Origin of the sequence: Streptomyces sp. NPDC001401, from assembly GCF_042895385.1 — a bacterium.
GTDB lineage: Bacteria > Actinomycetota > Actinomycetes > Streptomycetales > Streptomycetaceae > Streptomyces.
This window is the reverse complement of the sequence record NZ_JBIAWI010000037.1, coordinates 12,084-26,540: the sequence shown is the minus strand read 5'-3', so window position 1 is coordinate 26,540 and position 14,457 is coordinate 12,084. Positions and strand designations below refer to the sequence as shown.

Annotated in this window: 13 protein-coding genes and 1 pseudogene; 5 read left to right on the top strand and 9 right to left on the bottom strand. The window is 67.4% G+C overall.

What is annotated here, in order from left to right; translation table 11 throughout:
- Window positions 1–260 precede the first annotated feature (260 nt).
- Window positions 261–653 carry a hypothetical protein gene (locus tag ACFY10_RS53930; protein ID WP_390672789.1) on the top strand — a complete coding sequence of 131 codons (393 nt, stop codon included), beginning with the start codon at window positions 261–263 and terminating at the stop codon, window positions 651–653.
- A gap of 122 nt (window positions 654–775) precedes the next feature.
- Complete coding sequence (locus tag ACFY10_RS53925; RefSeq protein ID WP_390672788.1) at window positions 776–2,050, top strand: IS256 family transposase; 1,275 nt, start codon at window positions 776–778, stop codon at window positions 2,048–2,050.
- A gap of 59 nt (window positions 2,051–2,109) precedes the next feature.
- On the opposite strand, the gene ACFY10_RS53920 is transcribed toward ACFY10_RS53925, so the two are convergent.
- Entirely contained in the window at window positions 2,110–2,655 is a 546-nt protein-coding gene (locus ACFY10_RS53920) for an AraC family transcriptional regulator (protein WP_390672787.1), read from the bottom strand.
- 340 nt (window positions 2,656–2,995) lie between these two features.
- On the opposite strand from ACFY10_RS53920, the gene ACFY10_RS53915 reads away from it, so the two are divergent.
- A complete protein-coding gene (locus tag ACFY10_RS53915) occupies window positions 2,996–3,460 on the top strand; it encodes a hypothetical protein (protein ID WP_390672786.1) in 465 nt (154 codons plus the stop codon).
- A 321-nt stretch (window positions 3,461–3,781) separates the two neighbouring features.
- Here the strand turns inward: ACFY10_RS53915 and ACFY10_RS53910 are convergent.
- The 3 genes and pseudogenes from ACFY10_RS53910 to ACFY10_RS53900 form a co-directional block, all read right to left on the bottom strand.
- Window positions 3,782–3,990 (bottom strand): annotated as a pseudogene (locus ACFY10_RS53910) (glycosyl transferase); the annotation flags it as partial.
- A 91-nt stretch (window positions 3,991–4,081) separates the two neighbouring features.
- The gene (locus ACFY10_RS53905; RefSeq protein ID WP_390672785.1) at window positions 4,082–4,729 is read right to left on the bottom strand and encodes a CatB-related O-acetyltransferase; all 648 of its coding nucleotides are present in this window, start codon (window positions 4,727–4,729) and stop codon (window positions 4,082–4,084) included.
- 127 nt (window positions 4,730–4,856) lie between these two features.
- Complete coding sequence (locus ACFY10_RS53900) at window positions 4,857–6,326, bottom strand: MFS transporter (RefSeq protein ID WP_390672784.1); 1,470 nt, start codon at window positions 6,324–6,326, stop codon at window positions 4,857–4,859.
- A gap of 157 nt (window positions 6,327–6,483) precedes the next feature.
- On the opposite strand from ACFY10_RS53900, the gene ACFY10_RS53895 reads away from it, so the two are divergent.
- Window positions 6,484–7,050 (top strand): TetR/AcrR family transcriptional regulator, encoded by a 567-nt coding sequence (locus ACFY10_RS53895; RefSeq protein WP_390672783.1) that lies wholly within the window; start codon window positions 6,484–6,486, stop codon window positions 7,048–7,050.
- A 216-nt stretch (window positions 7,051–7,266) separates the two neighbouring features.
- Here ACFY10_RS53895 and ACFY10_RS53890 read toward each other — a convergent pair whose 3' ends face one another.
- From ACFY10_RS53890 to ACFY10_RS53880, 3 genes are all read right to left on the bottom strand, one after another.
- Entirely contained in the window at window positions 7,267–7,875 is a 609-nt protein-coding gene (locus tag ACFY10_RS53890) for a hypothetical protein (protein ID WP_390672782.1), read from the bottom strand.
- Between the two features lie 232 nt (window positions 7,876–8,107).
- Complete coding sequence (locus ACFY10_RS53885) at window positions 8,108–8,365, bottom strand: hypothetical protein (protein ID WP_390672781.1); 258 nt, start codon at window positions 8,363–8,365, stop codon at window positions 8,108–8,110.
- A gap of 642 nt (window positions 8,366–9,007) precedes the next feature.
- Window positions 9,008–9,826 carry a tyrosine-type recombinase/integrase gene (locus tag ACFY10_RS53880; RefSeq protein ID WP_390672780.1) on the bottom strand — a complete coding sequence of 273 codons (819 nt, stop codon included), beginning with the start codon at window positions 9,824–9,826 and terminating at the stop codon, window positions 9,008–9,010.
- A gap of 962 nt (window positions 9,827–10,788) precedes the next feature.
- Here ACFY10_RS53880 and ACFY10_RS53875 point away from each other — a divergent pair.
- Entirely contained in the window at window positions 10,789–11,619 is an 831-nt protein-coding gene (locus ACFY10_RS53875; RefSeq protein WP_390672779.1) for a hypothetical protein, read from the top strand.
- A gap of 463 nt (window positions 11,620–12,082) precedes the next feature.
- Here the strand turns inward: ACFY10_RS53875 and ACFY10_RS53870 are convergent, their stop codons facing one another.
- Both ACFY10_RS53870 and ACFY10_RS53865 read right to left on the bottom strand, forming a co-directional pair.
- Window positions 12,083–12,478, bottom strand: coding sequence for a hypothetical protein (locus ACFY10_RS53870; protein WP_390672778.1), 396 nt, complete (start codon window positions 12,476–12,478; stop codon window positions 12,083–12,085).
- The gene (locus ACFY10_RS53865) at window positions 12,478–14,310 is read right to left on the bottom strand and encodes a hypothetical protein (protein WP_390672777.1); all 1,833 of its coding nucleotides are present in this window, start codon (window positions 14,308–14,310) and stop codon (window positions 12,478–12,480) included. Before ACFY10_RS53865 ends, ACFY10_RS53870 begins: the two co-directional genes overlap by 1 nt.
- Between the last annotated feature and the right edge of the window lie 147 nt (window positions 14,311–14,457).

The window sequence follows — 14,457 nt, the reverse complement described above, 5'->3', positions numbered from 1 at the left end:
CGAGCACTCCGGCCACCGCGGCTACCGCTACGGCGTCTTCCTGCGCCCCGACGCCGCCACCAGCCTCGCCGTCACCACCGTCACGACCGCCGTACGGCAGCAGTACGGCCTCGTCTCCGCCGGCGCCTTCCCTCCGCACGCCACCCTCGCCGGGCACGTCGTCGTCGCCCGCAACGACACCGCCACCGCCGACCGCCGACCGCGCGGTCATCGACCATGTCTCGGCCGGCCTGTCCGCAGCCGGCACCACCGCCTTCGGCGTGCGCAATCCCGGCACCCTGGTCCGCGTCGGGCCCACTATCGCCTACGCCCTGCACGGCGACCACGAACCGGGCCTCGCCGACCTGGCCGCCACGGTCAACGCGGCGCTGGACGACCTCCGCAACCCCGACGACCCACACCCCCACCGCTACGCGCCCGACACCTTCCGCGCCCGCCTCTCCCTGGCCTCCCACGACCTGTACGCCCGGCCCGACCTGACAGAGGAGGTCGAGCAGTTCATTCAGGACCTCCCCGTCACTCCCACCCCCGCCTTCACCGCCCGGGTGGTCAACGCCTACCGCTTCCACAGCCCCGACTGGTCCGCCGAGTGGTGGCGGACCATGACCTGGGAGCACCTCCACACCTGGCACCTGCCGCCGCGGGCCCACTGATCCCGCACCACTCGCGAAAGAGACACAGCTGGGGAGCGTGTCTGAAAGATCGTGTAAGTCCGTGATGTGACAGGCTGGCCGGAGCCCAGGCTCGGGCTCTGGTCAGCTGGGACGGACATGGCATGACGGACAACGAGAATGCCTCGGCTGTCGAGTCGGTCGAGGACAAGCTGGTGGACGAGGTCGTTGAGCGGCTGATGGACCGCGCCGACGCCTCGGGAGCCGCTCTGCTGGGCCAGGGCGGGCTGCTGACCGAGGTCACCCGGGCTGTGCTGGAGCGGGCCCTGGATGCCGAGATGAGCGAACATCTCGGCTATGAGAAGCATGATCCGGCCGGCCGCGGCTCGGGCAACAGCCGCAACGGGACCTCGCCGAAGACCGTGCTGACCGACGCGGGCGCGGTCACCGTGGCGGTTCCCCGGGACCGCAACGGTGACTTCGAGCCGAAGCTCGTGCCCAAGCACGCGAGGCGGCTGGCGGGCTTCAACGAGCAGATCCTGTCGCTGTATGCGCGAGGCATGTCGGTGCGGGACATCCGCTCCCACCTGGCCGGCATGTACGGGGTCGAGGTGTCACCCGATCTGATCAGCAAGGTCACCGACGCGGTCGCCGACGAGCTCGCCGCCTGGCAGAACCGGCCGCTGGACGCCATCTGGCCGATCATCTACATCGACGCACTGTGGATCAAGATCCGGTCCGGATCGGTCGCCTCCAAGCCCGTCTACCTCGCCGTCGGGGTCGACATGGACGGCTGCAAGGACGTCCTTGGCCTGTGGGTCGGCGACGAGGGAGAGGGCGCCACGACCTGGATGACCGTCCTGTCCGAACTGCGCAACCGCGGAGTTGAAGACGTCTGCATCGTCGCCTGCGACGGCCTGAAGGGCCTGCCGGATGCGGTCACCGCGACCTGGCCCAAGGCCACGGTCCAGACCTGCGTGATCCACTTGATTCGCGCATCGCTGCGGCTGGCCGCCAAACAGCACCATCCGGCGGTGGTGTCGGCGCTCAGGGCCATCTACACCGCGCCCACCGAACAGGCCGCCGAGCAGGCGCTTGCAGACTTCACCGCATCGGAGTTGGGCCAGCGTTACCCGGCCGTCGTGCGCACCTGGCGGGCCGCCTGGAACGAGTTCACGCCCTACCTGGCCTTCCCGCCCGAGATAAGGAAGGTCGTGTATTCGACGAACCTGATCGAGTCGATCAACGCGCGGCTTCGCAAGACCACCCGCAACCGTGGGCACTTCCCCTCGGAGCAGGCCGCGCTGAAGGTGCTCTACCTCGCCGTCCGCGAGCTGATCACCCCCAAGGCCCGCGATGTCAACCACGTCGCGGCACACTGGAAGAAGGCGCTGAACCAGTTCTCACTCTTCTTCGAGGACCGGCTCAACACCAGGTGAACCCCAAGGACTTACACAAAGCTACTGACACGCCCCAGCTGGGCCGCAAGGGGCGTTGGTCAGGAACGCCGGCTCCGGTAGGCCGTCAGTGGTCGGCCGAGGAGCTTTCCGAACGCGGCCGTATAGGCCGCAGGATTGTCGTAGCCGAGCAGAGCCGCGATGCGGGTGACGGGCATGCCCGCGGTGAGGTGCTCCAGGGAGTGCAGGATGCAGGCTCGTCGCCGCCATTGGGAGAAGCTCAGGCCGGTGCCGCGCCGGAAGAGGCGGGCGAGGGTGCGTTCGCTGATGTTGAGGGCCGCGCACCAGCGGGCCGGCGGGTCGTGGATGGTCGGCTTCTGCAGGAACGCCTCGCACAGGTGGCGCAGTTGTGGATGGGACGGCAACGGGACTTCGAGCGGTAGCGGCGTGAGGTTCCTCAGCTCGTGCAGGACGAGGGCGGCGACCGCGGCGTCACGGCTGTGCTCGGGGTGGAACGGCTCCATCTCCACTGCCGCCAGGATCAGTTCCCGCAGCAAGGCCGAGACGTCGACGGCCTGGCAGCGGGCGGGCAACCAGGGCACGGCGCCCGGCTCGATGTAGAGGCTGCGGGTGCTGACGCCCGCCATGGTGACCTGCGCGACCGGTTCGGTGGCATTCTTTCGGTCCCCTGATTCCTGACAGTCAGCTCGCCATACGACCGCATTCGCATCGGTGGCAGCTCTCACGGTGTCGGCCGACGTGTACCCGGCAAGCAGGCGCCAAACCGGCGCCATCCATTCCTGCGTGCGCATGCGGGGGAACCGGGTGCTGATGCATACGCCCCCCGCATACTCCCTTCGCTCACCAGCGAGTCTTACGGAGGGTACGCAAGGGGATGAATTCCGTAACCGCGAAAATCCAGGAAAGCGGCGACCCAAGGAGAATCCTGTGCACAGTCACGCCCTGTTATTGTTACGCACGGTTGCAATGCGTGCCGTTGAGTTATGCCAGCGGTGGGGAGTCGTCCTCGTCCGTACGACTCTCGGCCTCGTCTACATCTGGTTCGGCGCCCTGAAGCTGACGAACGACACGCCGGTCGCGGACTTGGTCCGCGACGTGATTCCGTTCGCCACGCCGGCATGGTTCGTTCCGGTGGTGGGAGCTGTCGAGGTCGCGATCGGCGTGTGGTTCCTGGCCGGCCGGGCGCTGCTGTACCTGGCACCGGTCTTCGGTGCCCACATGGCCGGGACCTTCGGCGTCCTGCTCTTCCTCCCCGGCCAGGCGTTTATCCACGGTCACGTGTGGGAGCTGACGATGACCGGCGAGTTCGTGGTGAAGAACCTGGTGCTGCTCGCCGCCGGACTCCTCGTCTGCACCTCCTGTCCGGCCAGTACGCGGACCGAGGTGCCGGCAGCGAGCGCCCTGAGGCCGACGGCTGACCCAGCACTCTGACGGTTGACCCCGCACTCTGAGGGGCACCGGCGCCCAAGTCCCGGACGGGACCTGGGCGGCGGCACACCGGACAGATCTGAAAGTCGATCAGCCCGATGCGGGTGAACAGCTCGCCACCTCCCCCCCCAGGTGCGCCGCTATGGAGGTCAGCTGCCGCGAGTTTCGTGGCGGCTGATCTCGGCAGTGGCGGTTCGGGGCGGGGGGTGCGCCGCTGCGCGTACATCATCCGAATCCACTCCGCGGCCCCGCACTTTTTGCGGGTGATTTTCACTGCGCCTGTAGTGCAGGTACAGGTCCTCGGAAGAGGACGGCGCCAGCCGGGAGGCTCGTCGTGGCGGTGGGATCGGCAGGCCCGTCATTTTCCGCGAAGGGCAACGTGGAGGTGCACGGCACCAGCTCCGCGCCAGCGGATTCGGTCCGGTCGGCCGTGAACGGGTCGTTGACGTAGGTGACTCGGTGCCCGCGGGCCACCAGCTCACAGATGAGCGCCAGGCTGGGTGGACATGGCTGACTATGGGGACGCCGACCATCGCGATAGGGGCGCGGCGACGGGAATGGGCGATTACTCGTTTCTGGCGCGGGACGGATGCGGGCGGTGTGGGCGAGAACGCGGTGTCAGGGCTAGCCGATCTGCGCTGCGGCCTCCTCCAGGTCGGCGACGGTCCCCGACATGATCGTCCGTACGTGCCTGGTGATGGACTGCAGGGGCCAGTCCCACCACGCCACGGCGAGGAGCCGGGCGATGTCCGCAGCGTCGTAGCGGGTGCGGATGAGCCGGGCCGGGTTGCCGCCGACGATGCCGTAGTCGGGGACGTCTCCGGTGACCACGGCGCCGGCGGCGATGATCGCGCCGTGACCGATGCGTACACCGGGCATGACCGTGGCGCCGTGGCCGAACCAGACGTCGTTGCCGACGACCGTGTCGCCCCGGCCGGGCAGGTCGCTGATCAGGTCGAAGTGCTCCGCCCAGGAACCCCCCATGGTGGGGAACGGAAAGGTGGAAGGACCGTCCATGCGGTGGTTGGCGCCGTTCATGATGAACCGGGTGCCTGTCCCCAGCGCGCAGTACTTGCCGATGACAAGCCGCTCGGGACCGTAGTGGTAAAGGACGTTGCGCGTCTCGAACGCGGTCGGGTCATCCGGATCGTCGTAGTAGGAGAAGTCACCGACGTCGATCAGCGGCGACTTCACCAGCGGCTTGAGCAGAACCACGCGCGGGTGCTCGGGCATCGGGTGGAGCACGGTGGGGTCAGCGGGAACGGGCGGCATCCGGGAGTCGGTTCCTCTCTGGTGGACCTGGCTGGTGGACCTACGGCGTAATCCTGGTGTGTGCTGGGAGGTGTCCCGCTGGAGGAGCCTCCAGCGGGACACCTCCCAGCCGAGACTGTTGTCGTTGTCAACGGCGGTTCGCGGATGCCACGTTCGACGTGGTGACCGCATCTGGATCGGTGGAACGTTGCGGCGCCACGGAGCCTTCCGCGGGCTTGGCCCTCGCCAGCCACAGGCCGGTGAACACGGCTGTGGCCAATGTGATGGCGCCGGCCGCGAGGAAGGCGCTGTTGAGGCCGGTCTCGAAGGAGGCGCCGCCGGATTGCCGGGTGCGGACGATGGCTCCGAGTACCGCCACGCCGAGCACCGCGCCGATCTGCCGTGTGGTGCTGCTGATGCCTGATGCGAGGCCGCCCTCCTGCGGGCTGACTGCTTGGATGGCGGCACCTGTCAGTGGGGACATGGTCAGGGCGAAGCCGGTGCCTACGATTCCCAGTCGCCACCACACGTTCCCGTAGCCGGTGTCGGCGTGCACCATGCCGAGTGCCAGCAGTCCCAGGCCGGCCAGGCCCAGGCCGGTAGTGACCACGATGCGGAAGCCGTGCCGCGCGGCGAGACGGCCCGCATACGGGCTGACGATCACCATGGCGAGGGAGACGGGGAGGGTCTGCAGGCCGGCGCGCAGGATCGAGCTGCCCTGGACGTACACGAAGAACTGGGAGAAGAAGAACGACGAACCCATGAGCGCGAACCCCACCACGACCATGGCGGTGTTGGACACGGTGAACAGGCGCTGCCGGAACAGCCGCAGCGGCAGCATAGGCGCAGAACGACGCGCCTCGACGGCGACAAAGACGGCGAGGAGGATCACCGCGACGGTGAAGCTGCTCAGGATCACCGGCGACGTCCAGCCGCGGGCACCACCCTCGATCAGCCCGTAGGTCAGTACCCCCACCCCCAGAACGGACAGCACCGTCCCCGGGATGTCGATCGCGGGGGCGCTTGGATTACGGGTCTCTTCAAGGCTGCGCAGACCGACCAGCAGCAGGACCACGCCGATGGGCAGATTCACCAGGAAGATGGCGGGCCAGCCGAAGGCATCCGTCAGCACGCCGCCGGCCACAGGGCCCGCGGCCAGACCGATTCCGCTGAATCCGGCCCACATCCCGATCGCCTTGATCCGTTCTTGCGGCGCCGGATAGGCGGCGGCGAGCAGGGCGAGCGAGGCAGGGCTCAGCGCTGCGGCCCCGATGCCCTGCAGTACCCGGCCGGCGATCAGCCAGCCGAGCGAGGGTGCGAGGCTGCACAGCAGCGACGCCGCGGTGAACACCGCCACGCCGGTCAGGTACACCCGCTTGCGGCCGAACCGGTCGGCGAAGACACCGCCGGACAGCAGCAGCATGGCGACCAGCAGTACGTACGCGTCGACGATCCATTGCAGTCCGGTCAGCTCAGTGTGCAGCCGGTGCTGCATATCGGGCAGTGCCGCTCCAACGATCGTGTTGTCGAGCAGGACCATGAATTGGCCCAGGCAGGTCACCGTGAGCAGCACGGCCCGGTTCGATCGACTGCCTACGGTCGCATGCGATGCAGCCATGGATTCCCCCTCAATCATTAGGTGTGCCCGGTCGCGTTCGAGGCGGGTGGCGATACACCTGACACTGAACGGCCTAAAGCAGTCAGCAACTGCGTTAGGTGACTATAGGGAGGTTCGCCTCGCAAACGCAAGTCGTGACTGCGTTAAGGTGAGGGGCATGAACGAGCGACAGCGAGCCCGGCGGCCCGGCGGGCGCAGCGCCCGCGTCGGCGCGCAGGTGCACCAGGCCGTCACCGACCTGATCAGCGAGCGCGGCTACGGCAACTTCACCGTAGGCGAGGTCGCAGCCCGCGCAGACGTAGCCGACAGCAGCATCTACCGCCGGTGGGGCAGCCTGGAAACCCTGCTCACCGACGTGGCGCTCACCCGCCTCAATGCGCAGTCGCCGATGCCCGACACCGGGAGCCTCGCCGGCGACCTGCGCACTTACGCGGCCCAAGTGGCCCGCGAGATCACCGGACCCGACGGTCCGGCGGTGCTGCACCTGGCCGTCGCCCTGTCGAGCAGCGGTCAGCAGGGCGTGCAGGCTGGTGCCGACCTCCTCGCCGAACGCACCCGGCAACTGCAGTCCATGCTCGATCGCGCCCACGACCGTGGCGAGCACGCACCCGACGCGTTCGACGTGCTGGACCACATCCTGGCCCCGATGTATATCCGCGTCCTGTTCGGCATGGGCCCGCTCGCCCCTGACTACATCGACGGGCTGGTCGACCGATTGCTGTGACCTGAACCCGGTTCCCGTGATCAGCTCTCTGACGCGGTGCCAGGGCTTCGTGAGGTGCTTGCCGACACGTGCCGGGCCGGCTCAGGCATCTGGCCCTTGGCCGGCGGCGGAGATCCTCCAGCAGCGGAACGAGGAGGTCCGGCCGCTGTTCGCCACGTCCTCCGGCACCGGGGCTCTGTGGCCTCGAATGACGACTCGGTTCGCTCTGAAACCGATCTACGTTTTCGGTTTTCCGGTCGCTTGAAGTCCTCGGGTCAGGCGCGCGAGCGGCTCAGGGATCTTGCGCACGGTCATGCTTTGTTGCAGGAGTTCGAGGTCCGCGCCATGAGCGCCGAGGTGGGCCAGGAGTGGCTGGTAGCGGTCGGGGCGATCGCGGAGGAACTCGGTGGTCAGCCTCAGCTCCAGCCGCACGCATTCAATGTGGTGCCCGCCGCAGTCCACGGTGGCGTAGTGCCGCCAAGGGCTGGGTCCCTGGCACTCCCATCCATCCTCGTCGCACGGTACTTCCACGGTGCTGACGCCGAATCCGACGCCGTCGAGGCTGTACTCGGCGAAGTACTGCGGAGCCGATGCGAGCCGTTGCGGAGCGGTCAGACATGGCAAGTGCGCCAGTGCTACGGCAACGGCGTCGACGTCCTGACGTCGGTCAACGGGGATGTCGATGTCGCCCACCGGTAGGTCGCCGCCTTGCAGGCAAGCCGCTGCTGTGCCGACGAGCCGGTACCGCAGCCCCGGATCGACAGCCTTGATCAGGTCAAAGCCGGTGCGTAACACCGAGTCCAGTTCGTCGCGGTCGCGCAGCGGCCGAGTCTCGATCTCATCCATGGTCGACAGGATGCCCGCCGCGTCTGACATCGCCTGCTCCCACTGACGGGTGAGGTGGCCTGTTCCAGGCGCATCATGTGATCGTCCAGCACTGTCGAAGATCAAGTTTTCCCTGTCTCGGACAGTTTGAATGCCATGCGATCTCTAAGGGCTGTCCCGTTGCCTGGGACGGCGCGGGACGGTCCATTCATCGATGGGCTCGGACAGGAAAATCTTGCGCTGCTGTCCCGTCTCATGAGGGGGATGCGGAGCTTGACGTCGGGCCGGTTGTCGAGTCCGGGGCGAGGTCGAAGTGGAGCTGGTGGCCTCGGACGTCCTTGGTGGCCAGCAGGTTGACCTCGACGGTGTAGCCGACGACATCCTCGAAGCGGCCCCCGGGCGTCGGCCTTGAACCGGAGAGCCGGAAGTGGAGGACGGGGCTGCTGTGCGGGTCCAGCGTGAGCGGGATCGCGGCGGAGAGGGACGGGGAGTCCTCGGATTCGTTCTGCATCCGGGTGGCGATCTCGCACCATCGGTCGCGGTAGTGGATCTGGAGACCGCCGCTGAATGTGGGGATTCTCTGCGGGCCGCTGATGGTGAAGGCGAGCGAGGCCCGACGGGATGACGGAATCGCCCCGGGTCTTCGGGCAGCCGGAGGCGCCGGCCCGCAGGGCGCCGGAGGTGGCGGACGTCTTCGTGTCAGTGGAACTGTCGCAGCCGGTCAGGGCGGCGGCGAGCAGGAGCAGCGCGACGGCCGACGCGGCAGATGTGCGCCGGCTGCCCGTCGTTGATGCGAACTCAAGGGACACCTCTGCCACGTCCTTGGTCGGTGATCCATGGTCGATCGGTTTGCCGAGACGTCAGACGCCCGGTGCCGATGGTTCGGTTCCGTCGGACAGAGACGGCGGCCTCTACGGCGCCGGCTACCACCACATCGCCTGCGAGCGCCGCGGTTCACCCCCGCACCGGCGGAAGACCACTTCTTGGTACTGGCGTCGTTGAGGACCTTGAGCGGTTTACCCCCACACCGGCGGGGACCACGGAGTCTCGCTGATCGCCGGAGACCCGACGATCGGTTCACCCCCGCACCGGCGGGGAGGCTCCAGTCCAGCAGCCCGTGTGCGGCGGCTGACGTTCGGCGACGAGGTGACGGTCATCGGGCACCGGTTCCGAACAGCACATCGAGACTTTCCGGCCGGTACTCGGCTGCCGGAGGCCGAGCGACGCGGGCAGCTGCCTGCCGCGTCTGCTCAGCATGGTGGGCCAACAGTCGCCGGATCACCACCTCCTTGCGAGGCGTGAGGTAGAGCTGTGTCGTGGTCAACTGGGCGTGCCCGAGGACGAATTGGACATCGGTGAGTGGGAGACTCGGATCCTCGGCCATCCGGTAGGCGGCGGTGTGCCGCAGCGCATGCAGCGTCGCAGACGTCCCCGCCTTGGCATTCGCCCGCTTGAACATGCGGTGAACCGCGTGGTAGGTCAGCGGCCTCGACGGCGAGCGCAATGTCCACCACAGCGGGAGGCGCCGCCCGCGCGGGATCGCGTCGTCCATCTCCAGTTGGTAGAGCCGAAGCCAGACGAACGCATCGGTCGAAGCGGGCAGTTCCTGGACCTCGCGGGTGCCCTTGCGGACCACTGAGATCAGCTGGCGTCCCGGATCGGCGCCGGCCTGCCAGGTGCTGAGCAGTTCGCTAGCACGGGCGCCGGTGGAGACGTAGAAGGCGACCAGGGCCCGGTCGCGGTGCGACGGGAGCCGGGCGAAGATCTCGTTGAACTCCTCGTCAGGGACACTGCGAGGCACCCGCTTGGGCACTCTCGGCCGATAGAGCCCCGTGTGTTCGTTGCGGGCCGGGTCCATCGGGTTGTGGTGGGCATGGGCCCGCCGGCCACGACGTGCTCGGTCCAGCGGAAACGGGTTGAGTACCGGTCCGGTACTGATGTCGCGATGGAAGTCGTAGAAACTCCGCAGCACTGTCTCACTGTGTGCTCGCACCGACGCCGCGTATGGCTTGCCACCTACAGCCCACCGGCCCGCCTCGCTCGGGCGTCGCCAGTGCGGGCGCCTCGGCTGGCCGGCGACTTGAAGCCAGCGAGAGAAGTCCCGTGCCTCGAGCCGGCTCGCTCGGTCCCACGGCACCTCGACAGCCCAGAGGAAACGGAACCAGCGCAGCAGGTCCATCCCGTAGGAGGACGCAGCTGTCTGGTCGAGGTTCGTGCGAGTGGTGAACATGGTGGCTTCCCCCGCCGTGCTGTTCCATCCCGCCGTGGCCCTGAAGGTCCTGTCCACCACGCTCACCCTGCGGGGCTGACCTCTCATGGACAAGGCTCGCTGACCTCGTCCATGTCGCCACGTCGTACATCAAGCTGGCGGATGGTGTCGTTACTCGGCGTGGCGGGCTATTTTCTGTATCGGCACTGGACTGTGGCGCAGCGAGCGATTACTCATCCCGTCACGTGGAAGCTGCTGCTCAATGCCCCACGATGCGTGAGCGATGCGGAGCGGACCGTGTGGCACGGGCGATCACGGCGTGAGTTCAGCAGGGTGCACCACCCTGCCTGACCAAGTGGTTCCGGAAGCCGAACCAGCGTCCAGAACCACCCATCAATATCACGTCAGGACTTTTCCGGCGATAGCGGGGAATTACTGCGTCTGCCTCGCCCCCTGCCTCGGGCTAGGACGAAAGCGTTCACCTGGACAGGTCCGTGATCACTGTCGCAGCCGTCTGCAGTGGCTGGACCGACGTGGCCTCATGAGAACGGGCCCAGCGCGACGAGGGCCGACCGCATTGCCCGGGCTGCGTCATGACCAGGGCGCGGAGGGGGCTCGCCTGCGCCGTGTAGATCAAGCACATTTAGCCCCTGAATTCCGTCGCGATTGGCACATTTGGGTGCCACCATCGGAAGCCTCTCAATCCTGCGCACAAGGAGGCTCTGATGGTGCAACTCCCTTTCGACAACAGGCAGTACAGCCTGAACCTGGTTCCGGCCCGGGACCTGATCACTCTCCAGTCCGGGTTCGGGGTTCATCGGCTGGGGCTGAGATTCGACCTCACAGCCACTGGCGACTATCCCAAGAATGCTGTGCATCAGCTGAGCGGCGAGGCGTGGGTCCGTGATCTCCCTGGCGTGCAGGGTTGGCTGGGCACACTTCACACTGAGGGGCCTGCGGTGGCCCGAGACTTCAAGACGACCCTCACGGTGTACTTGTCGATCAACGAGGAGCAGCTCAGGCGGTTGGAGAAGGATCGCGCAGGCCGCGACCTACAGCTGACAGTCGACTTCCGCGCGGTGGCGCTCGGCGGCGATCTGACCTGGCCAGCCGCGGAGGACCAGGGCATAGTCATGATCCCGCATTCGGAGTGGGGCAAGGCCCTCGCCCAGATTGAGCTGGGCGCTTATGTGGACGTGCTGGTCCCGATCACATTGGTGGAGGGCCGGGCTACGGCGGCGAAACGCCTCCGCGAAGCGAAGCAGGCGATCCAGAATGGCCAGTTCGAGCACGCCGTCACGCTGTCCCGGGGATCTCTCGACGCTGTCCGCGACTCCTACGCCCACGACGCTGCCTACCGTACGGCGGTTGGCAAGAAGGCCAAGGAACGGAACCAGGTTGAGCGCTGGGCGATGGTCATCCAGGCCGCTTATGATCTGTTCAGCGGGGCACCCCACGACGACCCCGGCACCACCGAGCACTTCACGTGGCCCCGGGCGGATGCGGTCGCCGCAGTCGCCATCGCGTCTGGACTCCTCGCGCGGCTCGAAGACTGAACGGAGCCGAGGCCGTGCCAGCCCGCGGGTATGACGTTGAAGCCGTCTACCCGTGGGCGGAATCAGAGGCACTGTGGTCTCAGTTCTGGTCTCATTCACCCCCGTCCGGCACCGTCCAGAACCCCAGGCACGAGGCGCTCCGCCCCAGGTCAGAAGACCCCCGTCCCCCACCGAACCCCAGACGAAGACTTGGAAAGCGTGTTGGGGGACAGGCCACCCCTCACAGGTTCGAATCTCGTATCCTCCGCCAGGGCCGACCAGCCGAAACGAAGGTCCTGCCCGCTCAGCGGGCAGGACCTTCGTCGTTCCGTGGTTGTAGCTTTGGGCTTGAGTGTCTCTGCGGCCCCTATGGCTGACCGCAGCATGATGTGCATCCTGTGTGACCACTCCGGGGCCCGTGCCGCGGCCTGCACTCAGTTGTTTATCCCGTATCCGCCGCGCCTCCTGCGCAGCGTTCGATGTCTCAACTCAGCCATCCGGCAATGGCGTTGGCGAGAGCATCACCGCCGTGCTGAACCACGGTTCCCGCCACCAACGCGGGGAGCGCCTGGGCGATCCCTCGAAGTACGCCGGCCTGTGCGTCGGGCGCGGCCAGCGAGGTGTCGACGGTGTCCGCCATGGCACGCAGAACCGCCGCGTTGGCCAGGCCCGCCTCGTTGCGCTCCACGTCGGCACGGAACGAGGTGAGGAGGTCTCGTACGGCCTCGACGTCGACTGCGCCCTGGACAGATGCGGACTGGTACACGTGGGAGATGTTCTGCCCAACGACGTTCTGATTCGGGGCGTTGTTGTTGCCACCGATGCTGATACCCGAGCCGTCTCCCTGCTCCGGTTCGGGGCGACGCCGTCCCACCATCATCACTTGCCTCCCTGATTGCCGTTGCTCTGGCCGACCCCGCGAATGTCGCTGCCCGCGACGTTCTGGATGGGCGCGTTGTTGTCGCCGTACACCTGGATGTTGGTGATGACCGCGGCCACTTGGCGCTCGTACGGAGCGGTGTCCACGCCCAGATCGTCGAGATACTCGGCGACGGTCCGAAAGATGCAGGTCTGCATCAACACGACGTGCCTTTTCGCGTCGTCGCTCTGGTGCATGTCGGTGACTTCTTCGCTGGAGTATCGATCGCGCAGGCTGACCGGATCCTTTTCCTCGGCGCGGCCGTCCTCGGCCTGCTCGCCGAGCCCAAGCCGCGCCACGAAGCGCCACAGCGCGAGGGGGCCCGCAGCAGCGTCCAAGAGCGACTGCGTTACCACCCAACCGAGCAGCCGTGTCCCACGCTTGGCGACGGGAGCGTCGGTCACCCGCAGCTCGTTGTACAGCGGCGTCATCACGTGTGGACGCACGGTCAGCCGCAGTTCGCCCGCCTCCAGCGCCGCGTGCACGAACACACTGACCACGACCTGGCCGTCCCAGCTGACACACTGGGCCCGCAGATACAACCGGTCCGGCACGCTGGACGGTGACCGGCGCCCCCGGCCTCGCAGGTCCGGCAGCGCCAGCTTCTCCGCGCGGGTTCGCCGCAGCCACAGCGCCGACGGCAGACCCTTCACCTCCGTGACGGAGAAGCCGGGCAGCGGATCAGTGATCTCCCGGGCTCCGCGCCCCAGCTCCCGCAGCGCCCCGCCCATCCGCCGCAACAGCTCTGCCTCTCCGAACGACTTGACCGATTCGTCCGGGTCCTTCGGCTTCAAGGGGATGTCGATGTCGGCGGACCCCCACACGTCGCGCCCGGCTCCCACGAAGTACTCGGGCTCGTCGTACGGCAGCTCCCGCCTCGCCTGTTCGTTGCCTATGCGTGCCATCCGGCGTGCGCCCTTCGGGGCGGCCCAGGGCAGCCGATCGGACGACACGCCATCCCGGACGAGCCGGGACAGCGCCGCCCTCGCTGCAAGCCTGTCACCGACACACACCAGCGCGGCTCCGACCAGTAGTGCGAACGGCAATACGAGAAGCTCGATCCGCAGGGCGACGACCTCGCCGCCGACCGGCTCGTACGGAACAACAGCGAGCACCCACGGTGTGCACAGCACGAGATACGCCACCCGGGGTGAACTGGCCAGCCGCGACTTTCCTCCCTTGCGTATCGCCCGGTACGCGGCCCACCGCATCAAGAGAGCCACCAGGGCGACCGCTCCCCAGACGACGGCCGCCCGCGGTGCCACGTACATCACGAGGGCAGCCAGAAACAAAACCGCCAAGCGCCGAGCCCATCGACGTCGCCGGGCACGCAGACTGTGCGCCATCACGGGTACGAGATCGAACCCGTACGACGGCACAGGCAGCGGCGGCCCGTGCAGCACATGGTCCACCACCCACTGCGCCACAGGCTCACCCAGCGGCGGACAGTCGTCGCTGCCCTCCAGGTAGATGCGTCTGCGAGTGCTGCGTCGAGGCTTGTTCGGCTTCTTGCCCTTGCCCCGGAATTTGCGCCACCACGCCTTGACCTCTCCGACTCGGTCAGGACGCGCGTAGACGGTTTGACACAGGAGCCTCGTCACCTCAGAAGATGTTGGATCCACCTCGCCGGTACGGCTACCGAAGGTCGTGGGGTCAACCTGAATAGGCACCGCCGGCCCCTCGACCACCCCGGTCCCGGCCCGTCCCTGAGCCCGCGGTCCCCACCCCAACGCCATGCCCGCCCCCCGTTCGCCGATCCGGCGGGCATCATCACGGTGAACTTCGAAATCCACCAGATCGCAAACGCGACAATGCACTCAACCTCGGCTCCCAACACAGGGATTGACCGAAATCCGCTCCCTCAATAAGGGGCTGTCGCTGCACGCTGCACAGGAAAACGCCACTCCCTGGGACGTACAGGACGACCCACGGTGATCGGG